Consider the following 25,899-nt stretch of genomic DNA (forward strand, 5'->3'; position numbering starts at 1 on the left):
GCCCCCCACATCACCGACCCCGGTGAAAGACGGAGGCTGGCCCGGCAGGAACAACCTGTGCGAACTATAGCGCACTCCTCCTCAACCGGGGCGGGGCGGGTGTGCAGCTGCCCGAGGAGGCCAGGGCGGTCGCCGAACTGTCCGGTACGGCGGACGCGCGGAGGGCCTGGCAGGCTGTCGTCGGGCGGCGCAGGCCGACGACCAGCGGCTGGTAGCGGCGCCAGGCCCGCGTGTCCCGGATCACTGACGCCGGCCGCGGCAGTTCCACGACAGCCCCCGGAACCACGACAATCCCCAGAGCATCGAGAGCACGACAACCCCCAGGACGCCCCAGAACATCGAGAGAGGTTGCAGGACATGGCAGGAGTCGAAGGTCGTGTGATAGCGGTGACGGGTGCCGGAGGCGGTCTGGGCCGCGAGTACGCGCTGCTGCTGGCCCGGTCGGGCGCGAAGGTCATCGTCAACGACCTCGGCGGTGCGCGGGACGGCAGCGGCCGGGGGAACACCGCCGCTGACACAGTGGTCGCGCAGATCCGCGACACCGGTGGCGAGGCCGTGGCCAACTACGACAGCGTGGCCACCCGGGAGGGCGGCGCCGCTGTCGTGCAGACCGCGCTCGACACCTTCGGCCGTATCGACGGCGTCGTCGCCAACGCGGGCATCCTGCGTGACCGCACGTTCCACAAGATGCCGGCGGCCGACTGGGACGCGGTGTTGCGGGTGCATCTCGACGGTGCGTTCCACGTGATCCGGCCGGCGTTCCCGCACCTGCGCGACCAGCGTCACGGGCGCATCGTGGTCGTGACCTCGACGTCGGGCATCTACGGCAACTTCGGCCAGGCCAACTACGCAGCGGCCAAGAGCGGGCTGATCGGCCTGATCCGCACGCTGGCGATCGAGGGCCGCAGGCACAACATCCTGGCCAACGCGATCGCGCCGCTTGCCGCCACCCGGATGACCGAGGACATCGCCTCTGCCGAGGTGCTGGAGAAGCTGCCGCCTGCCCACGTCGCCCCGGTCGTCGGCTACCTGCTCACCGACGAGTCGACCGAGACCGGCAGTGTCCTGGTGGCCGCCGGCGGCAACGTCCACCGGGTGGCGCAGTTCCAGACCAGGGGGGTCACCTTCCCGGAGGTCCCGACGATCGACCAGGTCGCGCACCGCTGGCGGGAGATCGTCGACCTTGACGGTGCGCTGCCGGGCACCAGCCCGCTCGCCTGAGCAGGTCGTCGTGGGGCCCGGCGTGGCTGCCCGCAACAGCGTGTCGACTTCGGATCATGGCGCGAACAGTGGCTGAGGGCGGGAGGGAGCGGATGCCTGCCGGCGGCGATACAGCCCCGGCTCGGGCACGGGCGAACCTCGAAACAGCGTGCCCTGATCGGGATCCACCGCTGGGGAGACTGGCGGCGGCGCTGGCCTGCGGGCGGCGGCCCGCTGCCGAGCCCGGTGGTGCTGCGGCCGGTAGCCGAAGGTGAAGATCACTGTTTGCCCGGTTGCCGGACGGCAACACAGGGTGCACTACCTTTAGACACCTTTAGACATTTGTATACACGGTGATCTATGGGGGGTTCGGATGGACGATAGGCGCTGGCAGCAGTGCACGCCGTCCGAGTTCGCGTGGGAGCGGGCGGCCCTGGGATATCTCAAGACGCTGCTGCCGAACAAGGATCCGTTCCGGGCCTGGGCGAACGCGGAGTTTCTCGGCACCGACGGTTCGGTCAACGAGGTTGACCTGCTGCTCATCACCCCTGCCGGCATCGTCATCCTGGAGATCAAGTCGTGGTCCGGCGTGCTCGTGGGCGACGCAGGCACATGGCGTCAGACGCACCGTGCACCCGTCGACAACCCGGTCGTCGGAGCGGCTCGTAAGGCACGCAAGCTGAAGTCGTTGCTGGCCTCCCAGCAGGCTGTGCGTGGGCGCCGGGTGCCGTGGATCGAGGGCGCGGTCTTCCTGAGCGACGCTCGCCTGGATGTGAGGCTCACGCCTGAAGGCCGGGCGCACGTCTTCGGGCGTCACGACCAGACCGAGCTGCCGAGCTTCCTCGACCACGTGCGCGAGCCGGGCAGGGTGGACGCGGAGCTGAGCGGTGCTCTTGCCCGCGCGGTCGACCAGGCCGGGATCCGCCAGTCCCAGCGCGTCCGGACGGTGGGCAGCCTGCGGCTGGAGATGCCGGCCTTCGCCGATGGGCCTGGCTGGCAGGACTTCCTGGCCCGCCACCACCGCTTCACCGAGGACCGGCCGCGCCGGGTCCGTATCTACCTTGCGAGCGGTGTCGACTCCCGCGACCAGCGGGACCAGCTGGTGCGGGCCGCGGAGCGGGAGTATCTGGCGCTGCGCGGCATTGACCATCCCGGTATCGCGACACCCGTCGACTTCGTCGAGCATGACCTCGGCCCGGCGGTCGTCTTCCGTTACGACCCGGACCTGACGCGGCTCGACCACTTTCTGCGGGAGCACGAACGGGAGCTGTCCTTCGACGACCGGCTCACGCTGCTCCGCAGGATCGCCGAGACGATGGCGTACGCCCACCGTCGGGTGCTCACCCACCGTGGGCTGAGCCCGCGGTGTGTCTGGGTACGCCGCGCACCGGACGGCTTCTTCCTCCAGATCACGGACTGGCAGACGGCATCGCGCGGTTCGGAGTCGACGACCGGGGTGTCGGTGACGTCCACCGGCAGCTACGCCGGGCTGGCCGACGAGGCCGCGACCGCCTACTTCGCGCCGGAGTGGAGCTGGGGGACGGCGAACGGGGTCACCCTCGACGTCTTCGGTGTCGGTGCGATCGCCTACCACCTGTTCACCGGAGTGCCGCCGGCGTCGACGTACGGGGCGCTCACCCAGCGACTTGCCGAGCATGGCCGGTTGTCCCTGGCTCAGCAGGTGGATGCTGTCCCGGAGGCGCTCGACGAGCTCGTGGCCGCCGCGACAGACGCCGACCCGGACAAGCGGACCCGGGACATGGCCGGGTTCCTGCTCGACCTCGACCTGGTGCGGGAACGGCTGGCCGCGGTCGAGGAGGAAGCGCCGGTCGTCGTCGACCCGCTGGAAGCGGAGGCCGGGGCCGAGCTGGAAGGCGGGTTCGCGGTCGTGGGGCGGCTGGGCCGCGGCTCCACCGCGCTCGCCCTGCTCGTGGATCGGGACGGCGAGCGGGCGGTGCTCAAGGTGTCGCTCGACCGGGGCAAGGACCCGCGTCTCGTCGCCGAGGCCGCCGCGCTTACCAGCCTGGGCGAGCACCCAGGTGTCGTGGAGCTGCTCAGCGACGGTGTCATCGACGTCGGCCCCCGCCGCGCGCTGCTGGTCTCGTTCGCCGGAACCCGCACGCTGGCCCAGGAGGTGCGGGAGCGGGGCCGGTTGCAGCCGGAGTGGCTGCAGGAATGGGGCGATGACCTGCTGGAGATCGTCCAGCATCTGCAGCGGTACGGGGTCGCCCACCGTGACATCAAGCCCGACAACCTGGGGGTGGCCGAGCGCGGCGGTAAGGGCAAGAAGCGGCAGCTCGTCCTGTTCGACTTCTCCCTGACCAAGGAGCCGCTGGACGCGATCGACGCCGGCACCCGGCCGTATCTCGACCCGTTCCTCGGCCGCGGCGAGCGCAGGCTGTGGGATCTGGCGGCCGAGCGGTACGCGACCGCGGTGACGTTGTACGAGATGGCCACGGCGCGGCGACCGGAGTACGGGGCCGGCGGTGCGCACCCGGGTTTCACCGATGCCGACGCCACGATCGATCCGGAGCTGTTCGACCGGTCGTATGCGCCTGGTCTCGCGGGATTTTTCCGCCGGGCGCTGCACCGGGATGCCAAGAAGCGGTTCGACACCGTGGAGGAGATGCGCCACGCCTGGGACACCGTTTTCACCGAGCCGGTTACCGCGGTGTCCCAGGCGCCGACTCAGCGGGTCGGTCGTGCGACCCCGATCGGCGCGGCTGGACTGTCCCCTCAGGTGCTGGCGGTGTTGGAGCGGCTCGACATCGTCACGGTCGGCGGGGCCATCGACCTTTCTCCGGCGCAGGTCGTCTGGCTGCCCGGCATCGGCACCAAGACGCGGTATCGCCTACGCGAGGAGCTTGACCGGCTCGCTGCCCGGGTGGCGGAGTCCTCGGCGGAGCGGCCCAGTGAGCCGACATTGCTCGACCGGGTGGCCGCCGCGCTCGTCCCGAACGAGGTTGACCGTGCTGTTGCCGAGACTCTGCTCGGGCTCGGTGAGGACGGCGGCAGCGCGTGGACGAGCCTGCGTGACGCGGCCAGGACCCTCGGCCGGGAGCAGCGCACGGTACGGGACGCGGTCGCGAGGTTCGAGGAGCACTGGCTCGCCCTCGACGGGATGCGGGACCTGCGGGATACCATCGTCGAGGTTGTCGAGTCGGTCGGCGGGGTCGCTTCGGCTCGTCACTGCGCGGCGGCGCTACTCGACTTCCAGGGCAGCACGGTCGAGGAGCCGCTGCGGTCCCGGCTTGCCGAGGCGGTTGTACGGGCCGCCATCGACGCCGAGCTGGCCGATGGCTCGCTCGACGGCAGTGACTTTGACGGCAGTGACCTCGACGGCAGCGCCATCGGCGGGGATCCGCGGCTGGTCTACAGCCGTGAACTGCACGGCATCCTCATCGCAGCCGGTCCCTCGCACGCCGGGGACGCGCCCTCGACGGCGGATCGGCTTGACTGGGCCTCCCGGCTCGGCGTCGCGGCCGACGAGCTGGCCGCGACGGATCCGCTTCCCGTCCCGGCCCGGGTCATCGAGCGGCTGCGTGCCGTTGCCGCACCCGGCGAGACCGACCCATCGTTGATCTTCCCTGAGCGGCTTGTCGAGGTTGCGGTCATCGCCTCGCGGACCGCGGCGGTGACGCCGCGCCTTGAGGTCTACCCGCGCGGTCTGGACGCGGGGCGTACGTTGCGACTGGCCGCCGGTGCGCTCTACGGGAGCACGGGGCTCACGCCCGAGCAGGTGGCCGAGCGGGTCGCAGCCCGTTTCCCGTACGCCGCTGCCCTGCCCGGCCGGCCCGAGCTCGACACCCTGCTCGAGGCGGCCGGCGTGCCGCTGCGCTGGGACGACGAGGCCCAGCAGTACCTCGCGCGCCGGGTGGAGGCCCACGGTCTGACATCGCTGCTGACCTATCGCAGCACCACGCCGCGTCGCGGCACCGGCGGCACGGTCACCATGACGAGGGCCGGTTGGCGGCGCCTCGAGGACCGGGTGCTGGCCGCGGACGACCGGCTTGCCCGCTCGCTCGCGGACGGCGGGTGGCTTGTACTCTCGATGCCGCCACGCAGGCTCGCCCGCGCCGAGCGCTGCCTGGCCGCCCAGGATGTGACCGTGGTCGACGTCGAGGGCGCCCTTCTGGCGGGGATGCGTGACTTCTGCGAGCGACACCGGGTGGCGTGGTCCCGTGTGCTGGAGGCCGACGCTGCCGAGCGAACGTCCCGTGAATGGGCCAACCTGTCGAAGGTCACGCAGGCCGGCATGGCCACAGTACGTGCGTCGATCGAGGCGGCGGGGCCGGCCGTCCTGCTCGTGAACGCCGGTGTGCTCGTACGGTACGACGGCTCGCTGGCCTTGTTGGACGAGCTACGCGAATCGGTGCGGACGGCCACCGCCGATGCGGCGGTGCGCACGGCGTGGGTGCTCGTACCCTGGGCCGACACCGAGAAGCAGCCGCTGCTCGACGGCGGCGCCCCGGTACCCCAGTTCGGCAACCAGTGGCTGTCGCTACCCGAGGAGTGGATCGCCAGGCACGAGTCCCGGCTCGCCGAAGGCGGAGCGGCGTGACCCGGCGATGGTCCCCACCGCCAAGGCACCTGGGCCCCTTACCATCTCAATCTTCGACCCCGAGGCCACGGACCGTGGGGAGCTCCGGCCAGCATTGGTCGATCTCCACCGGTGCGTCTCAGTACGGCGCCGAGAGTCCGGGAAACATGGGGAAATGTTTGAGGTTGCGTGTCCACAGCTCGGCGTCCAGATGCTGTGCCGTCGCGGCGATGACGTAGTCGACAGGGTCGACGCCAGGATGGGAGCGCAGGTAGTGGTTGGCAAGTATGCCAGCGCGTTCGGCTATGGCGTCGTCGACCCCGATCAGGTCGAGGGTGTCCAGGAGCCGACGTGTCACACGCTCCTCGCTCGCACGCATCCCCGCGAGTATCTCGACCTTCGTCAGAACCGACGCGGCAAGACGCTCTCCGGCCCCCGCGGCCTTCCGCAGCGCGTCGCGAGCGCCCTGATCGCCACGGAGATGGTCGATGAGCACCGATGTGTCGACGACGATCGCCATCAGCCGGCGAGGCGGCGAGCCATCCCGTGCCGCAACCCTTCGACGTAGCTCGCTCCGTCGTCCGTGCGGTCCGTCCAGCTCCCGAAGCTGGCGTCGAGCGCGTGGACTGTTTCCTCTGGGCGGGTCGAGCCGTACATGCGATCCACTGCGCGGCGCACGAGCTCGGCGAGGCCGAGCCCGCTGCGCCGCGATTCGGCCCGCAGCCGCTCGTACTGCTCGTCGGCCAGTGTGATCTGGGTACGATGCGCCATGATGTAAGCCTACATCATCTGGCCCGGCATGCCGAAGCTGCGCAGTCACAGCACACTCAAGCCATACCCGGCTGAATGGTCGGCCGATCTTCGAAGGAGGCGATAGTGCGTTGTGACGCCTGCGACAATGGTGAGATTCGTCCCGCTCGGAAGCCGAAGGTCCTTCAGAGGGACAGCCGGGTGGCTGTCGTGACGGACGTTCCGGTCGAAGAGTGCCCGTCCTGCGGCATGACCTGGCTTGACGGTCCAGTGGCGCGCCGACTCGACGCCATGTTCCGTGAGATGGTGGCCGCTGATACGGTCGCGATCCGGCCCTACACCGAGACGGTTGCCGCGGCCTGACCATCAATCTTGCGGTGGTGGAGGCCCTTGAAGGCCGAGGCCGTTATTTCTCGACTTGCCAGCTGCCAGCTCTCTTCCGGCGTTCCGGAGAGATGCCTGGCGGGCAGTACTCGCAGCCTGGGCCTGATGTGAGATCACGCGGGTGGTGCCTGATACCCCGATCATCGGGGTGGTGTTCAATCGGCGGGTTGTCGGGTACGAGTCCCGGCTTGCCGAGGGGGAGCAGCGTGGTCGAGGCCAAGCGCCTGCTGGCCGACCTGCTCCGAAACAACATCGCCGACCAAATCGATCTTGTCAATGATCACATCTTCAAGTGCGCGTCATGTCCGGAATCGAGCAGGCCGGTTTCCGGATATTTCAAGGTCTCAGTATTTCGCTTACGGTTTTCCGGTTTCCTCTACCAAATAGATGACAAGTGCGCCAACCGAACTGGACGGATTTGGGCCACGTGCCCCCGGAGCCAAATCCGCGGCAGTCCGCTCCGCCCGTCGACAAGCTTCTCTGTAGTTGCCGAACGGAAAGTTCTTCGGTAACGTTTTATCTCGAAAACCGTATCCGCGGAGAATCTGGCGCAGCTGATCTCCGCGCACATGGGCTGAAAGATCGGCGTAATGCCAGATCAGCCATACCTCGAAACAAGGATTACTTATTGCGAGCGCTATTTTCTCGGAAAATGCGAGGGCAATCGCCTTGTCAAGCGTTGCATGAGAGTCGACATCTACGACACACCAGCACGCGTCCAGCTCTTCTTCGCGTTCCCGATGGCTCAGCGCCTGTCGGACCACGGTCTCGGGATCGCTGCCGGACCCTACAATCTTTGCCTTGACGACGCGAACTCCCGTTGCTCGCACTGCCCGTGCTAAACCCTTGAAATAGTCGGGCTCTGTGCGCTCGCCTTCAGTCACGATCAAGATCTTAGGGCGCTCTGTCCGCGTGCCCCGTTTGCGTCGAAGGTCAGATTTCCCGGGTCGTCCCCCCGAACTCATGCCTTGTCCTGGTGCAGAACTCCGACAAGGGCATCGAGATCAACCAACGGAACAGCACCGTAGCGGCCGTCCAAGTATCGCTTGGAGAAGTTCTCCGTCCGCCGTGTTGGATATTCCGCCAAGGAATAGAGCTCAGTTGCCCCGTCGCTCTTCTTCTCGGTAAACCAGACTTCATCGGGTTTGAGAGAAGCAGGAAATGATGGATTCATAAAGGCGACGTCGTGTGTGGTGAATATTATCTGCGCTCCAGTAGAATTTATGGCCGGATTCTTGAACATCTCAACAAGCGCCGATGCAAGATAAGGGTGGATACTCGCATCCAGTTCATCCACAAGTAGTACGTCTCTGTGCCGGAAGGCGCGAAGAGCCGGCACGGCCAGAGCTATCCAAGCCAGCGTTCCACTACTTTCGTCGGACTGAGAAAGCTCGAATTCTTTACCGTTGGCGGCGGAGTGAAGGAAGGAAAGATTCTTTGTAAAGTTCTGAACCGCCTCCTGGCTATGCCGTTCTTTTCCATCGTCTCCGTTATCAAGTATTCGCTCGATGAGTGATCGAAGGGCTCGTGGTAGTTCGTCATCCTTGACCGCGACGTTCGTGATGCCCACGTCCGCCATTTTAAGCAGGGCGACCGCCTGTTCCAGCGCGCCTGGGTCTTCCACGGCCTCCATGACCATGCGAAGCCTGGCCAGGCGGTCCATTTCGCTGTATTTAGCATACAGAATATGATATGCGATTCGATGCTGGATTCTCTGAAGTAGCTCATGATTGGCATTGGCTGCGACCGAAAGATAGAGGCTGCGGGGGCGTAGCAGGCTGGCCGTCAAAGCATTATCCCCGGGCAGGTTTCGACTGAATGAGATCGAATCCTTGCCGGGGCCGTTCCGAACAAAAAGTTGTCGCCGTCGACCCTCTGGATAGCTATACAGCCACTCGTTGTGTACCCCCTGTGCGGTGCACCTGAACCCGTAATCGTAACGGATATCATCTACGACAACTGAGAGTTCGTAGAATGAAGGTGACCTATTATCTGCGTCTGTCAGTCGAAACGGTCGGAACGGAAAGCTCTTGTTCTCGGCCCATGTTGTGGCGGAATGGCGAACTGCATCGACTGCGAAATCGACTGCATCCAATAGGTTTGACTTTCCCGCCGCATTGGCCCCATAGATCGCAGTTACTCGCGTTGTGGCACCGGCCCAATCGCCGTCCCGCGGGTTTATTGTCTGCAATGAGGACGAAACGAGTGATAGTTCCGCTTCATCACGAATTGACCGATGGTTGGCCACTCTGAAGCGCAGAAGCATCTCCGGAAACCCCTCCTGGCTGCAGTTTCAGGCCGATTTTCGGCGGGCTTCGCCCATCTTACGTTCGTAACTACTCTTGATCATACAGTTCTCCCTGTCTGGCGGCTACCATCGCCGACTCGGATCCGGGCGCAAGCTTCCCAACGATGTACGACGGACAGCGCGTGAGCTCCGCCGCCGGTCCGGACAGACGCTCAGACATGAGCTCGACGTCGTTGTCCCGCAGTTCGCCCCGCCCGTCGTACCGGCAACCGGCGGAGGGTGACAGCCGAGCCGGGGACGACCACGGAAGCGGCTCGCGGCTGAAATGAGATCACGCGGGTGGTGCCCGACCGACTGTTCGCCGGTGTGGTGTTCAATCGGCAGGTTGTCAGGTACGAGTCTCGGCTTGCCGAGGGGGGAGCAGCGTGATCGAGGCCAAACGCCTGCTGGCCGACCTGCAGAAGCAGGTACGCGGGTTGGAAGCCGACCTGCTCGCGCGGGCGGAAGCCGCCCCGGAAGCCGGCGGGGAGATCGACGCGCGGCTGCGCAAGCGGTACGGCGAGGCGAAGGCCGGCCGGCGCACCGGCGTCACGTACGAGACGTGGCGCGGCCAGCAGCTCACCCAGGTGGCCGTCGGCTGGGTGCTGGCCTGCGTCTTCACCCGGTTCTGCGAGGACAACCGGCTGTTGGAGCACCCGATGCTCGCGGGGCCCGTGGCCCCCGGCCAGGACGACCGGCTCGCTGAGGCGCGGGAACGGCAGGCCCACTACTTCCGGGAGCACCCGGCCGACTCCGACCTGGAATACCTGCGGGCGGCGATCGCCCGGCTGGAACAGTATGACGCGACGCGGACGCTGGTCGACCGGCACAACCCGCTGCATCTGGTGGAGATGTCCCCGGACGCGGCCACCGGGCTGCTCGACTTCTGGCGCCGGATCGACCCGGACAGCGGTGCGCTCGTCCGCGACTTCCGCGACGACACACTGTCGACCCGGTTCCTTGGCGACCTGTACCAGGACCTGTCCGAACAGGTGCGTAAGGACTACGCACTCCTGCAGACGCCCGAGTTCGTCGAGGAGTTCATCCTCGACCGCACCCTTGACCCGGCGATCAACGAGTACGGCCTCGCCGAGGTCCGGCTCATCGACCCGACCTGCGGTTCGGGCCACTTCCTGCTCGGCGCGTTCCACCGTCTGGTCGGCCGCTGGCAGGAGCAGGAATACGGCATCGATGTCAGAGTCCACGTCGAGCGTGCGCTCGGCCAGGTGCACGGGGTCGACATCAACCCGTACGCGGCGGCGATCGCCCGGTTCCGCCTCGTTATCGCAGCCCTGACCGCCTGCCGCATCACCCGGCTCGCCGACGCCCCGACCTGGCGCATCCGGATCGCGATCGGCGACTCTCTGCGCTTCGGCGTCCGCCACGGCCAGGAGACGCTGGAAGGTTTCACCGAACACGTGCTCGCCGGGTCGGCCGGCGAAGGCGAGTTCGTCTACGAGTACGAGGACGCCCGGGATCTGGAGGACATCCTCGGTCAGCGTTACCCCGCGGTGGTGGGCAACCCCCCGTACATCACGGTCAAGGATGCCGTGCTCAACCGCGTCTACCGCGACCTGTGGGACGCCTGCTCGGGCTTGTACGCACTATCGGTGCCGTTCGCGCAACGGTTCTTTGATCTGGCTATCGAAGGTGGATTCACGGGCCAGATCACCGCCAACTCGTTCATGAAGCGTGAGTTCGGCAAAAAGCTCGTCGAAAAGTTCCTCACAAAGGTCGATCTCGCGCTGGTCATTGATACTAGTGGTGCCTACATCCCCGGCCATGGTACGCCAACTGTAATCATGGGTGGACGCAAACGCCATCCGGTGCGCTCAAATGTTCGCGCGGCGCTTGGTATTCGCGGTGAACCGGGCGCTCCTGTTGACCCGTCGAAGGGGCTCGTATGGTCTTCGATCATCGAGAATATAGACAGTCCCGGCACAGAGACCGAATTCGTTTCGATCACCGACTTTTCTCGGGAGACGCTCTCGCGACATCCATGGGCACTTGGTGGTGGAGGGGCTGCGGAGCTGCTTGCCGTACTGAACGAGTCAGAAAGCCGACTAAGTTCTTACACTTCGGCCATCGGCTATATTGGTCAGACCAATGCTGACGACGCCTTCTTTGCCTCAGAAGCGGTGTACCGCCGTGTGGGCATTGAAGATGACTGGATCCGTTCGGTCGCAGTCGGGGAGAGTGTCCGTGACTTCGCGATCAGCGCCATGGCTGTGGCAATCTTTCCGTATCGTGACAAAAAACCTATTCTTGAATTTGGCTCCCGGACGGCTCGACGGCTTTGGCCTTGTCGTACGACGATGGGAAATCGGGCAACATTCTCGAAGCTGACCTACTTCGAGGAAGGTCGCTCTTGGTTTGAATGGCATCAAGTCGCGCATGAACGCCTGACGGATCCTCGCAACCTGACCTACGCATTCGTCGCCACTCATAACCATTTCGTTTATGATCGTAGCGGTCAGGTCGGTAACCGTTCGGCGCCGGTGATCAAGCTACCGGAGGGGGTGTCGGAGGAGGAGCATCTGCGGCTACTCGGGTTGCTCAACTCGTCGACGGCGTGTTTCTGGCTCAAGCAGGTCTGCCATGACAAGGGCAGCCAGTCGGGAACTGGCGGCTTCATGCATGACGAGTGGGAAAGATTCTACGAGTTCACCGGTACCAAACTGCAGGAGTTCCCGTTGCCGGACGGCGCACCGCATGATCTTGCCACCCGGTTGGACAGGTTGGCCCAGGAAATGCAGCGAGTGGAGCCTTCCGCAGTGGCCCGAGAGAGCGTGCCGACGCGGGACGGCCTGGACCGGGCACATGGCGAGTGGGAGCGGATCCGGGGCGAGATGATCTCGGTGCAGGAGGAGCTGGACTGGGAGGTCTACGGACTCTACGAGCTTCTCAGGGACGACGCCGGCGAGCTGATCGGCCAGGGCATCACGAAACCGCCGCTGAAGCTCGGGGAGCGGGCCTTCGAGATCGCGCTGGCGCGGAAGATGGCGGCCGGTGAGGCCGAGACAGTCTGGTTCGCGCGGCACGGATCGACGCCGATCACCGAACTGCCTGAGCGCTGGCCCGCGGACTACCGGGCGCTGGTCGAGCGGCGGTTGCGGAAGATCGCCGATGATCCGTACCTGCACCTGATCGAGCGGCCGGAGTGCAAGCGGCGCTGGGCGACACGGTCGTGGGAGGAGATAGAGGCCGACACGCTTCGGGACTGGCTGCTCGACCGGATCGAAGGGCACGCGCTGTGGCATCGCCCGGCTCCGACGTTGCGTACCGTCGCTCAGCTCGCCGACGAGCTGCGGTCGGACACCGACTTCGTGGCGGTGGCGGGCCTCTATTCCCGGGACGTCGACCTCGGCGACGTGGTGGGCGCGCTGGTCAAGGACCAGCATGTGCCGTTCCTCGCCACCTGGCGCTACACCGATTCGGGGCTGCGCGTCCGCAAACAGTGGGAACGCACCTGGGATCTGCAGCGCAGAGAGGACGCGCGGGAGAAGGTCGGCGAGATCGACGTACCGCCGAAGTACAAGCAGGGTGACTTCCGGGACACGGCGTTCTGGCGTAACCGGGGCAAGCTGGACGTGCCCAAGGAGCGGTTCATCTCCTTCCCGGACGCCTCCCGGGACGGCACGCTGCTGCTCGGCTGGGCCGGGTGGGACCATTTGCAGCAGGCGCAGGCGCTCACCACGTACGTGACCGAGCGGCGTGAGTTCGACGCCTGGGATGCCGGTAAGCTCACTCCGTTGCTGGCGGGGCTGGGCGAACTGCTGCCCTGGGTCGCGCAGTGGCATCCGGATATCGATCCCGAGTTCGGCGTCCGGCCTGCCGACGCATACACCGGCTTTCTCGACGAGCAGTTGCTCCAGTTGGGCCTTGCCCGCGATGACCTCACCGGCTGGCGCCCGCCGGCCCGGACGACGAAGAAGAAGACGACGAAGCCGGCGAAGACATGACCCTGATCTCCGAACTCATCGACGTCCCCGAGACCGTGCACTCCGGGGACTTCGTCCTCGATCTGGCCCAGGGCGTCACCCACATAGAGCGCACCCTGCGCGATTACATCGTCACGCCCGAGCTTGCCATCCGGTTCGGTGAAGCGCTTGGAATCATCAAGGGTGCCCTGACCGACCGCAGCAGCAAGGCCGCCTATCTCGACGGCTCGTTCGGGTCGGGCAAGAGCCATTTCATGGCTGTGCTGAGCGCGCTGCTGGCGAACCATCCCGGTGCCCGCGGGATAGGTGAGCTCGCCCCGGCGGTCGGCAAGTTCGACGGCGACGTGATCGGCAAGCGGTTCCTCCTCGTGCCGTACCACCTTGTCGGCCGGCAGACGCTGGAGGAGGCCGTCCTCGGCGGCTACGTCGCCCACGTCCAGAAGCTGCATCCTGACGCGCCCATGCCGGACGTCCTGATCGATACACCACTCATCAATACCGCGATCGCGCTGCGCGCCAGGCTCGGCGGCGACGCGTTCTTCGGGCTGCTCGGCAAGGACGGGAGCGACAAAGACAAAGGATGGGGCGACCTGGCCCGCACATGGGACGCCGGGCAGTTCGAAGCGGCCCTCAGAGCGGGTCCGGACTCGACCGATCGGAAGGATCTGGTCACCGCGCTGCAACAGGCCCTGACGGGGTTCGCCGACCTGGCCCGTAGCGCCGGTACCGGTTATGTGAACATCGATGACGGGCTGGCCGCGATCAGTCAGCACGCGGCGAGCCTCGGCTACGACGCGCTCGTGCTGTTCCTCGACGAGCTGATCCTGTGGTTCGCGACGAAGATGGCCGACCACGCGTGGGTGGCGAACGAGGCGCCCAAGGTGGCGAAACTCGTCGAGTCGGCCAACGCGGACCGGCCGGTGCCGATCGTCAGCTTCGTCGCCCGGCAGCGCGACCTGCGCGAACTCGTCGGCACCAACCTGCCCGGCACCGATCATCTGGCATTCGCGGACAGCCTCAAGTGGTGGGAAGGCCGGTTCGGTTCGGTCAAGCTGTCCGACAACAACCTGCCGGTCATCGCCTCGAAGCGGCTGCTGAAGCCCAGGAGCGCCGAGGCCCGCGCGCAGATCGACACCGCGTTCACCGCGATGGACCAGGTACGTCAGGACATCCGGTCCGCGCTCATGACCGCGCACGCCGACCGGCAGGCGTTCCGGCTGACGTACCCGTTCAGCCCGGCGTTCGTGGAGACGCTGGTCGCGCTCTCCGGCGCGCTGCAGCGGGAACGCACCGCGCTGCGGGTCATGCAGCAACTGCTCGTCGACCAGCGGAACACCCTCGCGCTCGGGCAGCTCGTCCCGGTCTCGGACCTGTTCGACGTGCTCGTCGCGAACGACGAGCCGATCAGCGGTGAGCTGGGAGCGCTGTGGCGCAACGCGCAGAAGGTGTATGCGGAGATCCGCCGGCTCATCCTGGAAAGCCACGGGCTTGTCGAGGAAGCCGTGGGCACGGTGCCACCGACCCATGCCGTGCACCGCGACGACCGCATCGCGAAGACCCTGGTGCTCGCCGCGCTCATGCCCGAGGTCTCCTCGATGCGGGACCTCACCGCCCGCAAGATCGTCGCGCTGAACCACGGCTACATCCGTTCCATGGTGCCCGGCCAGGAGACCGGCGCCGTACTCCAGGTGGTCCGCCAGTGGGCGGCCCGGCTCGGCACGGTGCAGCTCACCGGTGACGACGCGAGCCCGCTGATCTCGGTACGCCTGGACGGCATCGACATCGAGGGCGTCCTGGACAACGCCAAGGGCGCTGATTCGGACGGCACTCGCCGGCAGGCGGCACGGACGTTGGTGTTCGAGGCACTTGGCGCGTCCAAGGAGGTCACGCTCGACAGGGTCACCACGTACACCACGATCTGGCGGGGTACCAGGCGCGGCGTCGAACTCGTCTACGGCACCATCCGTGATCCCGGTGACCTCGGCGACAGCATGTTCGTACCCACCCACGGCGGCTGGCGGGTCGCCTTCGGCTTCCCGTTCGACGAGGAGGGTCACTCTCCGGTAGAGGATCTGGACCGGGCGGGTCGCCTGCGTGGGGTGCGGCCCGCGCGCACCATCTGCTGGGTGCCGCGTCACTTCACCGCGCACGTCGAGCGGGACCTCGGCCGTTACGTGCGCCTGCAGTACGCCCTCGGGCCGAGCTTCGACCAGCTTGCCGGGCATCTTTCGGACAACGACAAGGCCATAGCCAAGCAGCAGATGGCCGCGCTACGCGACCAGTTGCGCAGCCGGCTGTCCAACGCCCTGCTGCAGGCCTACGGCGTCGTCACACCGGACGAGACGCTGGTCGACACCGCACATGGTGGGATCGACATGTTCGTCAGCCTCGAACCCGGGTTCACGCCCAAGGTGCCTGCCGGCGCCGGGCTGCGGCAGGCGTTCGAGAACCTCCTCGACCAACTGTTGAGCTGGGAACATCCTGCTCACCCGCATTTCCCCGCCGAGGTCCGCCAGGCCGATCTGCGGAAGGTTCATGCCCAGGTCCGCCGGGCGATCGAACATCCGGAACACCGAATCATGGTGGAGCCCGGTGAACGGCCACTCATGAAGAAGGTCGCGAACCCGCTGCGACTCGGCGAGCAGCACGACCAGTACTTCGTACTTGGTCACCACTGGGAGCAGCACCTCGGTCGCAGGATCGTCGAGGCTGAGGCGGCCGGGAAGCCGGTCACTGTCAGGGACCTGCGGCTGTGGCTCGACGAGCCGCGGGGGATGGGTCTGCCCCAGGAGATCGCGGATCTCGTCCTGCTCGTCTTCGCCGAACAGACCAACCGCAGCATCGTTCTCGGCCAGCCGATCGACGTCAGCGCCCTGCAGCCGCTGCCCGCGGACGCAAGGGTCGCCGAGGAGCCACTGCCCGACGGGGCGACCTGGCTGGAGGCCCGCGACCGGGCCCACGCCATCTTCGCGGTCGCCGACATCACCGAGCTGTGTACCGCGCGCAACGTCGGTCTGCTCGCTGAACGCGTCCGGCGTGCCGTCGCGGATCGGACCTCGGTGGCGCGGGCGCTGTACTCCGCTCTGGTCGACAAGGGTCCGGCGGTGTTACGCGGAAACGTCGATGCGGGCGCGACCGAGCGCGTGCGGATCGCGGAAGGTGTCGTACGGCTGGGCGAGGAGCTGGCGGCGGCCACCGACAACGTGGCACTCATCGACGCACTCGCTGCCTTCGACCTGGCCGGGGTCCCGCTGCACATGGGCCGGAGCCTGAGCACCGCCACCGATCTCGTCGCCGCCGTCCGCCGAGTGGACTGGGACATCTTCGCCACCGTCACCAGCTGGGGACCTGGGCATCCGCAGAGCGCGGAGGCGAAGGTGGTGGCGGACGAGCTCGCCGGCGTCTGGGTGGCCAACGAATGGGCCAAACACCTGCAGCCGGTGCTCGGTAAGGCCGACCGGGAAGCCCGCCGGCTGCTGCTGGAAGCGACCAGGGTCAGGGATCCAACGCCTCCGCTCCCACCGATGAAGGTCGCCGAGGAGGGAGACCGCGTCGTCGACCGGGCATCGGTGACGGACATGGCGAGTGTCCTTTCCGCGCTTGCCGCGCAGGGCAGGCGAGTCCGTGTCACCTGGAAGGTCGTGGAGTGATGGTGCTGGCCACGCCGGTGCTGGTACGCGCCAAGGTGTCCGAGGTCCTGCGCCGGAATGCGGAGGCACAGGTGATCGCGCTGGCAGCTACCCCGGTGTGGCCGCATGACGAGCGGTTGGACGTGTCCACCGGTCGCGCGATGGTCGTTCGGCCCTGCGTGTCCACGCTCGCGATCCGGGATGAGCTCGCGCGGGTCGCCGACCTGGCGCCCGGCGATGTTCTGGTCCTGCTCACCGACCAGGAGACCAGCGAGCTGGGGGCGAGCATCACCGCCCGTTTCGTCGGGCAGAAGGTGCTCCCGCTCGACCGCTGGCAGCAGCTCGCCAGCCTGTTTCGGGCACGCGACATCGACCCCGCGCTCGTCGAGGAGCAGTGGGCGGTCGACGCGCTGCTCGCGGTACCCCCGGTGGACGGGTACCCGGCGGTGCCCAGCGGCTACCTCGACCGGGCGAGCGCGCTGAGCGTGCTGGCCGAGACCCGGGTCGGGCTCAGCCGCCTCGACCTCGACCTCACCGGTCTGCTCCAGTGGAGCATCGACCCCGCCCACCTCGTCCGGTGGTGCGCGCTGGATCCGGCGATCCGCGACGGACTCACCGCGTGGCTTGCGGGACGCGGCGGTCACGCGGACGTGGCCCGCGCCGTCCTGCGCTGCTTCGCCGGCGGGTACGGCCCGGACACCGTCGCCGTCGGGCTGGTGCTCGCCGCGTTGACCCATTCCGACGTATGCGAGGCTGCGCAGGTGCCACGCACCATGCTGGAGACGCGGGCGGTCGGCGGAGCCCTGGACGCGGCGACCGCCACGGAATGGGGACGGGCAGCCGAAGGCCTGGTGCAGCGGCTCCTCACCCAGGACGGCAGGGTCGTCGCCGGGACGGTGCTGCGGCGCGCCGAGGAGCTGCTGACCGAGCAGGGCGCCGGCGATCTCGCGTACCCGAGCACGGTCCTGGAGTCGGGTCTCGCTCAGCGGGTGCGCAGTGTCGGATCGCAGGTCACGGCGTTGCTGCGCAAGCGGCGGCTGTACACCGACGATCTCGCGCCGGCGGAGGGGGAGTCCGCGCGGCTGAAGGCGCACGCGCTCGCGGTCGACCATGGCGAACGGGTGCGCCGGGTCGAGATGGCAATCCGGTTGCTCCGCTGGCTGGCCTACCGGCAGGCCAGCGGGCAGCCACCCGCGGCAAGTCTCGCCGAAGCGGCCCGTCGCCAGCAATGCGAGGACGCGTGGGTGGACGTGGCCCGCGCCCGGGTGTGGGAGGGCGACGTCGATCCGGCGGTCGCGGCGGCGTACCGGGCGCTGTGCGCGGCGGTCGACGCGGTACGCGCTGAACACGAGCAGCGGTTCGCCCGTCTGCTTGCCGACCATGTCCGTACCGGTTCCACGCTGAGGGAGCTGCTGCCGGTCGAGGACGTGCTCGGCGAGGTCGTGCTGCCCCTGTCGGGGGAACTGCGGGTGCTGCTGCTCGTGCTCGACGGCCTGTCCACGGGCGTGGCGCGGGAACTGCTCGCGGACCTGTCGTCGCGTGGCTGGGTCGAGCACACGCTCGCTCCGGCTCGGCCGGTGCTCGCGGCGCTGCCGTCGGTCACACGGGTCTCGCGGACCAGCCTGCTGTGCGGGCGGCTCACCGACGGCACCCGGACCCACGAACGCGCCGCCTTCGACGAGCGGGGCTGGCCGCTGTTCCACAAGAGCGACCTCACCACGGCCGGTGCCGGCGACGCCCTCGCGCCGAAGGTCGCCGACGCGATCCGGAGTGGCACTGCAGTGGTGGGGGTCGTGGTCAACACCGTCGATGACGCCCTCGACAAGGGGGGGCGCACGCCGTGGACGGCCGACTCGGTGGATCGCCTCCTTGACCTGCTGACCGTCGCCCACGAATCCGACCGCGTCGTCCTCCTGGCCAGCGACCACGGGCACGTTCACGAGCGCGGTTCCCGGCTGTCCTCCGACGACAGCGGCGGAGCCCGGTGGCGGTCGTCGGCGCAGCCCCCCGGGGAGGACGAGGTCGAGCTGACCGGCCCGCGCGTGCTGCTGGGCAACAGCCGGATCGTCGCCGCCTGGAACGAGCGGCTGCGTTACACCGACATCCGCAACGGCTACCACGGCGGCGCAAGCGCCCAGGAGGTCGTGATCCCGCTCGCGCTTCTTTGCCGTGCCGAACTCGGGCTGCCCGGTTGGACGCCCGTCCATCATGCCGCGCCTGCCTGGTGGGTGGAGGCCGCCTCCGCCCCGGCTGCGGCCCGCACACCGAAGCCGTCCCCCCGAAGGGGCAAGCCCGCCGCACGTGCAGTGCCGGCGGAGCCGTCCGCCCCCGCGCTGTTCGACGCCTCCGAGGTGGTCGTGGACACGTGGGTCGAGCGGGTGCTCGACACTGACGTGATGGTCGCGCGGCTGGCACGGATGCGCCGCGGGACCATGCCCGCGGACCGGCTCGTGGCACTGCTGCGGACGCTCGACCAACGCGGCGGTGCCGCCACCCGGGCGGCGGTGGCCCGCGCGCTCGACGTGCCCGAGGCACGTGTCGGCAGCCATATCGCGGCTGCGCAGCGGATACTCAACATCGACGGCTATGAGGTGCTGAGAATCGACGGAGATACCGTGCGGCTCAATGCGGCTCTGTTGAAGACCCAGGCCGGCCTGGCGTGATTTCGGACGCCGTCTCGTGACCATGTACCCCGACGCCGTCCTCCGCTGCGCTCCTCGCTCGCTGGCGCTCACTGCGATGCTCGCTTTGGACGCCGTCTCGTGACCATCTCCGAGCAGCGCCGCCAGGAGGTGGTTGACGCGCTTCGCCGGGGCACGGTGCCGCAACAGGGCCTCGACGTGCTGGCCGTCGGCCTCGACCGGTTCTCCTCGGCAGTCAGTGAGGATTTCGACCGGCTCGCGCGCGGGCAGGCGACGTTCAGGGCGGTTCGCGGCGAGTACGGCGCGGGGAAGACATTCTTCACCCGGTGGCTCGCGGAACAGGGCAAGTGGCGCGGCTTCGCTACTGCCGAGATCCAGATCTCCGAGAACGAGACGCCGCTGCACCGGCTCGAAACCGTCTACCGGCGGCTCGCTGAACGGCTCTCGACGGCCGAGTTCGGGCCCAGCGCGTTACGTCCGGTCGTCGACTCCTGGATCTTCGCGCTGGAGGAGGACGTACTTGCCGGGGGCGAGGTCGGCGAGGACGAACTGGCGCGGGGAGTCGAGGATCTGTTGGAGCAGCGGCTGGCCGTTGTCGGGCGTGTCGCCCCGTCCTTCTCGGCCGCCCTGCGCGCCTACCGGCGGGCGGTGGCCGTGGGCGAGACAGCGGTCGCGGAGGGCCTGATCGCCTGGCTGGGCGGGCAGCCGCACGTGGCCGCGTCGGTGAAGCGGGCCGCCGGAGTACGCGGCGACCTCGACCATGACGGGGCGCTGGGCTTCCTGCAGGGGCTCCTCGCGGTCCTCACCGACAGCGGGCACACCGGGCTCGTCGTCGTCCTCGACGAGGTGGAGACCCTGCAGCGGGTGCGCGGTGACGTGCGTGACAAGGCCCTCAACGCGCTGCGTCAGCTCATTGACGACGTGGACGCGGGACGGTTCCCCGGACTCATGCTCGTGATCACTGGAACTCCGGCGTTCTTCGACGGGCCGCAGGGGGCCCAGCGGCTCGCGCCCCTCGCGCAGCGGCTGCATGTCGACTTCCTGCCGGATCCGGCGTACGACAACCCGCGGGCGGTGCAACTACGGCTCCCCGGCTTCACCCAGGCATCGTTGGTGGAGCTGGGCGGCAGGATCCGGGAGCTGTACAGTGCCGGCTGCGCCGAGCCGCGGCGAATCGCCGCGGCAGTGGACGAGGGCTACATCGTCGCGCTTGCCGACACCGTGGCCGGTCAGTTCGGCGGGCGAGTCGGGGTCGCACCGCGCATCTTCGTCAAGAAGCTCGTCGATGTGCTGGACCGGGTGGACCAGTTCCCGGCCTTCGACCCGCGTCGCGACTACGTCGTACGGCTGGCCGCCGGCGAGCTCACCGACGCCGAACGGGCGGCCATGCCCACACCACCGCAGCCGCCGCCGGCGACGTCCGTTGACGACATCGACCTGCGGCTGTGAACAGCGCCTTCGCCGATCTGGATCCGGCTGTCCAGTATCACGTCGTGAACAGCCTGCGATGGCCTGCGTTGCGGTCGTTGCAGGAAGCGGCGATCCGGCCGATGATCGCAGGCCATGACGCGCTGCTTCTCGCGCCCACCGCGGGTGGCAAGACGGAGGCTGCGATGCTGCCACTGCTGTCCCGGATGGCCGGAGAGAGCTGGCGTGGGCTGTCCGTACTGTACATCTGTCCGCTGCGGGCCCTGCTCAACAATCTCGAACCACGGCTGTCCGCGATGTGCGGATGGCTCGGCCGGCAGGCCGCAGTATGGCATGGCGACGTACCTGACTCGGTGAAGCGTCGGCTGGCCGCTGATCCACCCGAGGTGCTGCTGACCACGCCCGAGTCGATTGAGGCGATGCTCCTCTCGGCCCGGGTCGATCATCGATGGATTTTCGCCGACCTGCGTGTCGTCGTTGTCGACGAGGTACACGCGTTCGCCGGCGACGACCGTGGCTGGCACCTGCTCGGGGTGCTGGCGCGGCTCACCCGGCTCGTCGGCCGGCCCATCCAGCGGGTGGGCCTGTCCGCGACCGTCGGAAACCCGGACGCGCTGCTCGACTGGCTCGCGAACGGATCAACCCGGCCACGCACAGTCGTCAAGCCTGCTGATGATACGAGCGCACCGTCGGGCCGGGCGATCGGTGCGGAGACGACCGCTGTGGAGGCGGTCGGCGCTGGGACAACCGCTCCCGAGGTCGGGCTCGACTACGTGGGCTCGGTCGGCAACGCCGCACTGGTCATCGCCCGGTTGCACCAGGGCGAGAAGAGGCTGGTCTTCTGCGACTCCCGAAGCCAGGCCGAGGAGCTGACTGTCGCGCTGCGTGAGCTCGGCGTTCGGGTTCACGTGTCCCATTCGTCGCTGTCCAGGGACGAACGACGTCAGGCCGAGACCGCCTTCGCGACCTCGACCAACTGCGTCATCGTGGCCACGTCCACTCTCGAACTCGGGATCGACGTCGGTGACCTGGACCGGGTCATCCAGATCGGCGCCCCGGCAACGGTGGCCTCATTTCTCCAGCGTCTCGGACGGACCGGCCGTCGCGCCGAAGCCCGGAGGAACACCCTGTTCCTGGCGACATCGCAGAACTCGCTCTGGCTCGCCGCGGCGCTCACGCTGCTGTGGCAACGCGGATACGTCGAACCTGTCATTCCACCGACGCTGCCGCGCCACATCGTCGCCCAGCAGATCCTCGGACTCATCCTCCAAGAAGGCCAGCTCGTACGCCGCGACATCTGGGAATGGCTCGGCGCGCTCGCAGACATCCCGGGGGCGCAGGATGTGCTGGCGCATCTGGCCGCGTCCGAGTTCGTCATCGACTCCGGCGGGCTGGTATCCATCGGCCCCCGCGCGGAGGCGGAATTCGGGCGACGCTTCTTTCTCGATCTGACGTCGACGTTCACCAGCGAACCGATGCTGCAGGTCGTCTGGGGGCGCGGCACACTCGGCCACCTGCCGCCCATCGCGCTCGCAGCCCGACCAGAGGACGGGCCGCGGGTCGTCCTGCTCGGGGGCCGGGCCTGGAAGGTCGATCACGTCGACTGGCGGAAAAAGCGGGTCTGGGTGGAGCCGAGCGAGCACCGCGGGCGCTCACGTTGGAACAGCGACGGCCGTGCCATGCCCCACGCCTTGGCCCGCGCCCACCACGACGTGCTTGCCGGGCAGACAGCAGACATCACGATATCTCGCCGAGCTGCTGACGCACTCGACGAGCTACGGGAGAAATATTCATTCGTCAGCGACGAGCCGGGGGAGCGCACGTATCTCGTCCGGGACGCAGCCAAGGGACCGGTGTGGTGGACCTTCGCCGGGTTCGCGGCCAACTCCGCCCTGGCCGCCGGTCTCGGTGAACTGGTGGATCCGGACGCCGCGGTCGGGGATCTCCGCGTGCGGCTTCGGTCGCATGTCACGGCCGCGGACATCCGCAAGACGATCGACCGGCGATCCGGGGAACTTGTCTTCGCCCGCCCGGCCATCGATGACGACGCGGTGGAAGGGCTCAAGTTCTCCGCGGCGGTGCCGGGCGAACTCGCCCGGGAGACCCTTGCCGAACGCCTCGCCGATCCGGCAGCCGTACAGGCGTCCCTGCGAGCCGCCATCCATGATGTTGCAGGTGGGGCATCGATGATGCTCGTGTAGTCGCGTTCGGCGCGCCCGCGGATCCGGCCCGACGCGCGATCCTGACGCGGCTGAGAGAGGGCGACGCAACGGTCGGCGAGCTCGCCGCGCCGTTCGACGCGTCCCAGCCGACGATCTCCCGGCACCTCAAGGTGCTGCAGAACGCAGCTGCAGGCCGGCTGACGCCGCGACGCAATCTTCGGCGGCTACGGGGATCCGATGCCCCGAGTCCCCGCATCATCGCATGGCCGTTCGCGTCACGAAGTCCGCGAGTGGCCGCAGGCCGGCGTGGCCTGCCATCGGCCCCCGGCCCCCGGCGTCTGCGCCACGGGACGCTGGGACATGGCCCCCGGTCCCATGCGTCCCGTCCGCGAGCAGGACCTGTCGGGGCGAGATCTCCGGCCGCGGCTCGTGGAGGTTCCGGACCGTCACCAGACCCTCAGATGCTCCACGAGGCCGAAGTGGGCCAGGGTGTCGGCCAGTACCTTCCCCGGATCAGCCTGGGCGCCCTCGCCGCCCACGATCCGTATCCAGCATGAGGGGCGGTTCGCGGGGCCGGTGAGAAGAACGTGTGGAGCGGGTGCCGTTCGGGCGTGTTCAAGACCGCGTTCGGCGATGCCTTCGGGCCCGACGAGCAGGCCGTAGGGGATGGGGTGACCGGCATAGCGGGGTTCGACGGTGCAGTCGGACCGGCCCGGTCGCAGCCCGACGGTGAGGGTTCGCACGGTGTACCGGTCGGCGAGGTATTCGGCAAGACCGTCGATGGCTTCGGTGTCCGGCTGGGAGATGCTCCCCACCGCAAGGCGGAGGCGTTCATGCACACCCGCCGCGGTTCGTTGTATTTCCAGCATGCCTACAGCGGGACGGGATGGCTTGCCTCCGACCACGACGAGAGCGGTGGGTCTGGGCGCGCGGTCCCGGCAGAATCGGGTGAGCTCGTTGCGGTCCCACTGCTGGGTGACGGGTTCGGCACCACCACATCCGGCCGGGGCGTGCCCGGCCAACCGGACGAAACACTCCTCCGTGGTTTCGCCGAGAACGGTTGAGGGGGAGGCTTTGTGTACGACACTCAGGTCAAGCCGGATGGTGCCCGCCGGGGTATCCGCAGCTAGGGACGGGCTCGCGGCGAGCCGGCTAGTTGGTTGGAAGCTGCCGCCGTCCCAGTACAGCGCTTCTCCTCGAAGTCCGTCGTAGTACTGGGAGCCGTTGTCGGAGCGGATTACCCAGCGGGCGCCGTGGCCACCGAGGACGGTCTCCAACGGGAAGGTGATGCGGCTGCTCGGCGGTGTGACGACTTGAAGGTCGTGTTCGGTTCGCAGACACAGCGCGGCCGCGTCGGCGAGCCAGGACGACAAGCCAACCACCGGACGTTCCTGTAGCGCGACAGCGGCCTGACCGGTGAGGACATCGATGGCGGGGTGACTCACGGCATCACTCCGTTGATGGTTGCGGGACTTTCAGGTTTTTCAGGCCCTTCGTCCCGGATCGGCCATACGACGCCGCCGAGGAGGCAGACCAGTTGGTGAGCGAATCGCCGTGCGATGTCCTCGGTTCCTTCTCGGGCTGATGTGGCGCGTGCCTCCACCCACCACAACGGAGCGTCGACCATGCTTACTTCGGGCCCGAGCAGTCGTTGGGCTTCGCCTGGGACCTGGACGAGTACAGGACTTTCGATGGACACGAGCGGCCGGCCGTCATCGTCGGCGAGCTGCATGACTGCGCCATGGGAGACCGGTACGACTCGCAGATGCGGACTGGCGGCGACCAGTGCGGTGACCGATGCCTCGATGTCGGGTCTGGCGCGGCAGAGCGCGATCACGTCGACGGTCATTGCCTGCTTCCCTCCGCTGCCAGGGCTGTCTGGATTGTCCGTGCCGGTATGCCGGGCCGGACCAGGAGTCCGCGGCCCGGTGGCATGCTTGACGCCCGTACACCGGTGAAGAGATACCCCTCGCCGCGATCCCCGGACATCACCAGGCCGACGACACCGGACTCCCGCAGGCCGAGGGTGAACGGCTCGTAGAGGCCGCGGGCCGCACCGGCGACCCGGCGGGTCATCACGAAGGCGTAGGGCGGACGTGGTATGCCAACGGTCAACTGGAGACTGAAAAACTATACGACCACAGTATGGTTCTAGCCGAGAAACGGTGGGCTGAGGACGGTAGCCCGCTGGCCTGACGGGACAAGGATGACGAGCGCGGACACCATCACCGATTCGGAACGGTGGCCGGCGACGGTGGCGGAAGCCGAGGCGGTTCAGGATCGGCTGCGAGGGCAGGTTGACCTGTCCGGGCCGGGGCCGGCGCGGGTGGTGACAGTGGCCGGTGTGGACGTGGCCTATGACACCGACTCGGACATGGTGGCTGGTGCGGTTGTCGTGCTCGACGTGCACACACTCTCGGCGGTGGCCGAGGCGACCGCGATCGGGCGGGCACAATTCCCCTACGTCCCAGGGCTGCTGGCGTTTCGTGAGCTGCCGCCCCTGTTGGATGCGTGGAAACAGCTGCCGACGACGATCACTCCCGATCTCGTGGTCTGTGACGGCTACGGTGTGGCCCACCCGCGTCGGTTCGGGCTCGCCTGCCACCTCGGAATTCTTACCGGGCTGCCAACTATCGGCGTCGCGAAGACCGCCTTTATCGGCGACTACGATCCACCTGGGCCGCAGCGCGGTAGCTGGTCGCCGCTGGTGGAGGGCGGCGAGGCGATTGGCAGAGCCTTGCGCACCCGCACCGGTGTCAAGGAGGTATTCGTCTCGGTGGGCCACCGGATCGATCTCGATAGTGCCTGCCGGCACGTTCTCGCTCTCACTCCCCGTTATCGACTCCCAGAGACCACACGCGTCGCGGACCATGCCAGCCGCCGCGCCCTGCGTGGCGTACTCGGATAGTGACGACACCCATACACATGACGCCTAG

General features: G+C 67.8%; 17 protein-coding genes and 1 pseudogene. 10 read left to right on the forward strand and 8 right to left on the reverse strand.

Annotated elements, in window-relative coordinates; all coding sequences use genetic code 11:
• Positions 1-64 precede the first annotated feature (64 nt).
• Positions 65-286 (reverse strand): hypothetical protein, encoded by a 222-nt coding sequence (locus tag CV1CTNOD_RS25675; RefSeq protein ID WP_207386345.1) that lies wholly within the window; start codon positions 284-286, stop codon positions 65-67.
• 71 nt (positions 287-357) lie between these two features.
• On the opposite strand from CV1CTNOD_RS25675, the gene CV1CTNOD_RS10975 reads away from it, so the two are divergent.
• Positions 358-1,221, forward strand: coding sequence for an SDR family NAD(P)-dependent oxidoreductase (locus CV1CTNOD_RS10975; RefSeq protein ID WP_131786011.1), 864 nt, complete (start codon positions 358-360; stop codon positions 1,219-1,221).
• Positions 1,222-1,573: 352 nt separating this feature from the next.
• A complete protein-coding gene (gene pglW, locus CV1CTNOD_RS10980) occupies positions 1,574-5,761 on the forward strand; it encodes a BREX system serine/threonine kinase PglW (RefSeq protein ID WP_131786012.1) in 4,188 nt (1,395 codons plus the stop codon).
• 118 nt (positions 5,762-5,879) lie between these two features.
• Here pglW and CV1CTNOD_RS10985 read toward each other — a convergent pair whose 3' ends face one another.
• Both CV1CTNOD_RS10985 and CV1CTNOD_RS10990 read right to left on the reverse strand, forming a co-directional pair.
• Positions 5,880-6,260 (reverse strand): type II toxin-antitoxin system VapC family toxin, encoded by a 381-nt coding sequence (locus CV1CTNOD_RS10985; protein ID WP_131786013.1) that lies wholly within the window; start codon positions 6,258-6,260, stop codon positions 5,880-5,882.
• A complete protein-coding gene (locus tag CV1CTNOD_RS10990) occupies positions 6,260-6,511 on the reverse strand; it encodes a ribbon-helix-helix protein, CopG family (RefSeq protein WP_131786014.1) in 252 nt (83 codons plus the stop codon). The genes CV1CTNOD_RS10985 and CV1CTNOD_RS10990 overlap by 1 nt, the downstream gene beginning before the upstream one ends.
• 75 nt (positions 6,512-6,586) lie before the next feature.
• Between CV1CTNOD_RS10990 and CV1CTNOD_RS10995 the strand changes: the two genes are divergently transcribed.
• The gene (locus CV1CTNOD_RS10995) at positions 6,587-6,853 is read left to right on the forward strand and encodes a YgiT-type zinc finger protein (RefSeq protein WP_131786015.1); all 267 of its coding nucleotides are present in this window, start codon (positions 6,587-6,589) and stop codon (positions 6,851-6,853) included.
• Between the two features lie 377 nt (positions 6,854-7,230).
• Here the strand turns inward: CV1CTNOD_RS10995 and CV1CTNOD_RS11000 are convergent, their stop codons facing one another.
• A complete protein-coding gene (locus CV1CTNOD_RS11000; RefSeq protein WP_242606587.1) occupies positions 7,231-7,758 on the reverse strand; it encodes an RloB family protein in 528 nt (175 codons plus the stop codon).
• Between the two features lie 77 nt (positions 7,759-7,835).
• A complete protein-coding gene (locus CV1CTNOD_RS11005; RefSeq protein WP_131786017.1) occupies positions 7,836-9,140 on the reverse strand; it encodes an AAA family ATPase in 1,305 nt (434 codons plus the stop codon).
• Between the two features lie 407 nt (positions 9,141-9,547).
• Between CV1CTNOD_RS11005 and pglX the strand changes: the two genes are divergently transcribed.
• From pglX to CV1CTNOD_RS27790, 6 genes and pseudogenes are all read left to right on the forward strand, one after another.
• Positions 9,548-13,123 (forward strand): BREX-2 system adenine-specific DNA-methyltransferase PglX, encoded by a 3,576-nt coding sequence (pglX, locus tag CV1CTNOD_RS11010; protein ID WP_131786018.1) that lies wholly within the window; start codon positions 9,548-9,550, stop codon positions 13,121-13,123.
• A complete protein-coding gene (locus tag CV1CTNOD_RS11015) occupies positions 13,120-16,752 on the forward strand; it encodes a phage resistance protein (RefSeq protein WP_131786019.1) in 3,633 nt (1,210 codons plus the stop codon). Before pglX ends, CV1CTNOD_RS11015 begins: the two co-directional genes overlap by 4 nt.
• Entirely contained in the window at positions 16,752-19,394 is a 2,643-nt protein-coding gene (gene pglZ / locus CV1CTNOD_RS11020) for a BREX-2 system phosphatase PglZ (RefSeq protein ID WP_207386346.1), read from the forward strand. Before CV1CTNOD_RS11015 ends, pglZ begins: the two co-directional genes overlap by 1 nt.
• Positions 19,395-19,493: 99 nt before the next feature.
• Entirely contained in the window at positions 19,494-20,822 is a 1,329-nt protein-coding gene (brxD, locus tag CV1CTNOD_RS11025) for a BREX system ATP-binding protein BrxD (protein ID WP_131786021.1), read from the forward strand.
• Positions 20,819-23,002 carry a DEAD/DEAH box helicase gene (locus CV1CTNOD_RS11030; RefSeq protein WP_131786022.1) on the forward strand — a complete coding sequence of 728 codons (2,184 nt, stop codon included), beginning with the start codon at positions 20,819-20,821 and terminating at the stop codon, positions 23,000-23,002. The genes brxD and CV1CTNOD_RS11030 overlap by 4 nt, the downstream gene beginning before the upstream one ends.
• Positions 22,984-23,175: pseudogene (locus CV1CTNOD_RS27790) on the forward strand (metalloregulator ArsR/SmtB family transcription factor); the annotation flags it as partial. The gene CV1CTNOD_RS11030 and the pseudogene CV1CTNOD_RS27790, both read left to right, overlap by 19 nt.
• A 234-nt stretch (positions 23,176-23,409) precedes the next feature.
• Here the strand turns inward: CV1CTNOD_RS27790 and CV1CTNOD_RS11040 are convergent.
• The 3 genes from CV1CTNOD_RS11040 to CV1CTNOD_RS11050 are packed head-to-tail and all read right to left on the reverse strand — an operon-like array spanning position 23,410 to position 25,039.
• A complete protein-coding gene (locus CV1CTNOD_RS11040; protein ID WP_131786023.1) occupies positions 23,410-24,408 on the reverse strand; it encodes a DUF6177 family protein in 999 nt (332 codons plus the stop codon).
• Positions 24,405-24,812, reverse strand: a complete 408-nt coding sequence (locus tag CV1CTNOD_RS11045; RefSeq protein ID WP_131786024.1) for a hypothetical protein — start codon at positions 24,810-24,812, stop codon at positions 24,405-24,407. Before CV1CTNOD_RS11045 ends, CV1CTNOD_RS11040 begins: the two co-directional genes overlap by 4 nt.
• Positions 24,809-25,039: a hypothetical protein gene (locus CV1CTNOD_RS11050; RefSeq protein WP_207386347.1), complete on the reverse strand. Its 231-nt coding sequence runs from the start codon at positions 25,037-25,039 to the stop codon at positions 24,809-24,811. The genes CV1CTNOD_RS11045 and CV1CTNOD_RS11050 overlap by 4 nt, the downstream gene beginning before the upstream one ends.
• Positions 25,040-25,169: 130 nt before the next feature.
• On the opposite strand from CV1CTNOD_RS11050, the gene nfi reads away from it, so the two are divergent.
• Positions 25,170-25,871: a deoxyribonuclease V gene (gene nfi, locus CV1CTNOD_RS11055; protein ID WP_131786025.1), complete on the forward strand. Its 702-nt coding sequence runs from the start codon at positions 25,170-25,172 to the stop codon at positions 25,869-25,871.
• The last annotated feature ends 28 nt before the right edge of the window (positions 25,872-25,899 follow it).

This window comes from Protofrankia symbiont of Coriaria ruscifolia, assembly GCF_900634745.1.
In the GTDB taxonomy this organism is placed as follows: domain Bacteria; phylum Actinomycetota; class Actinomycetes; order Frankiales; family Frankiaceae; genus Protofrankia; species Protofrankia californiensis.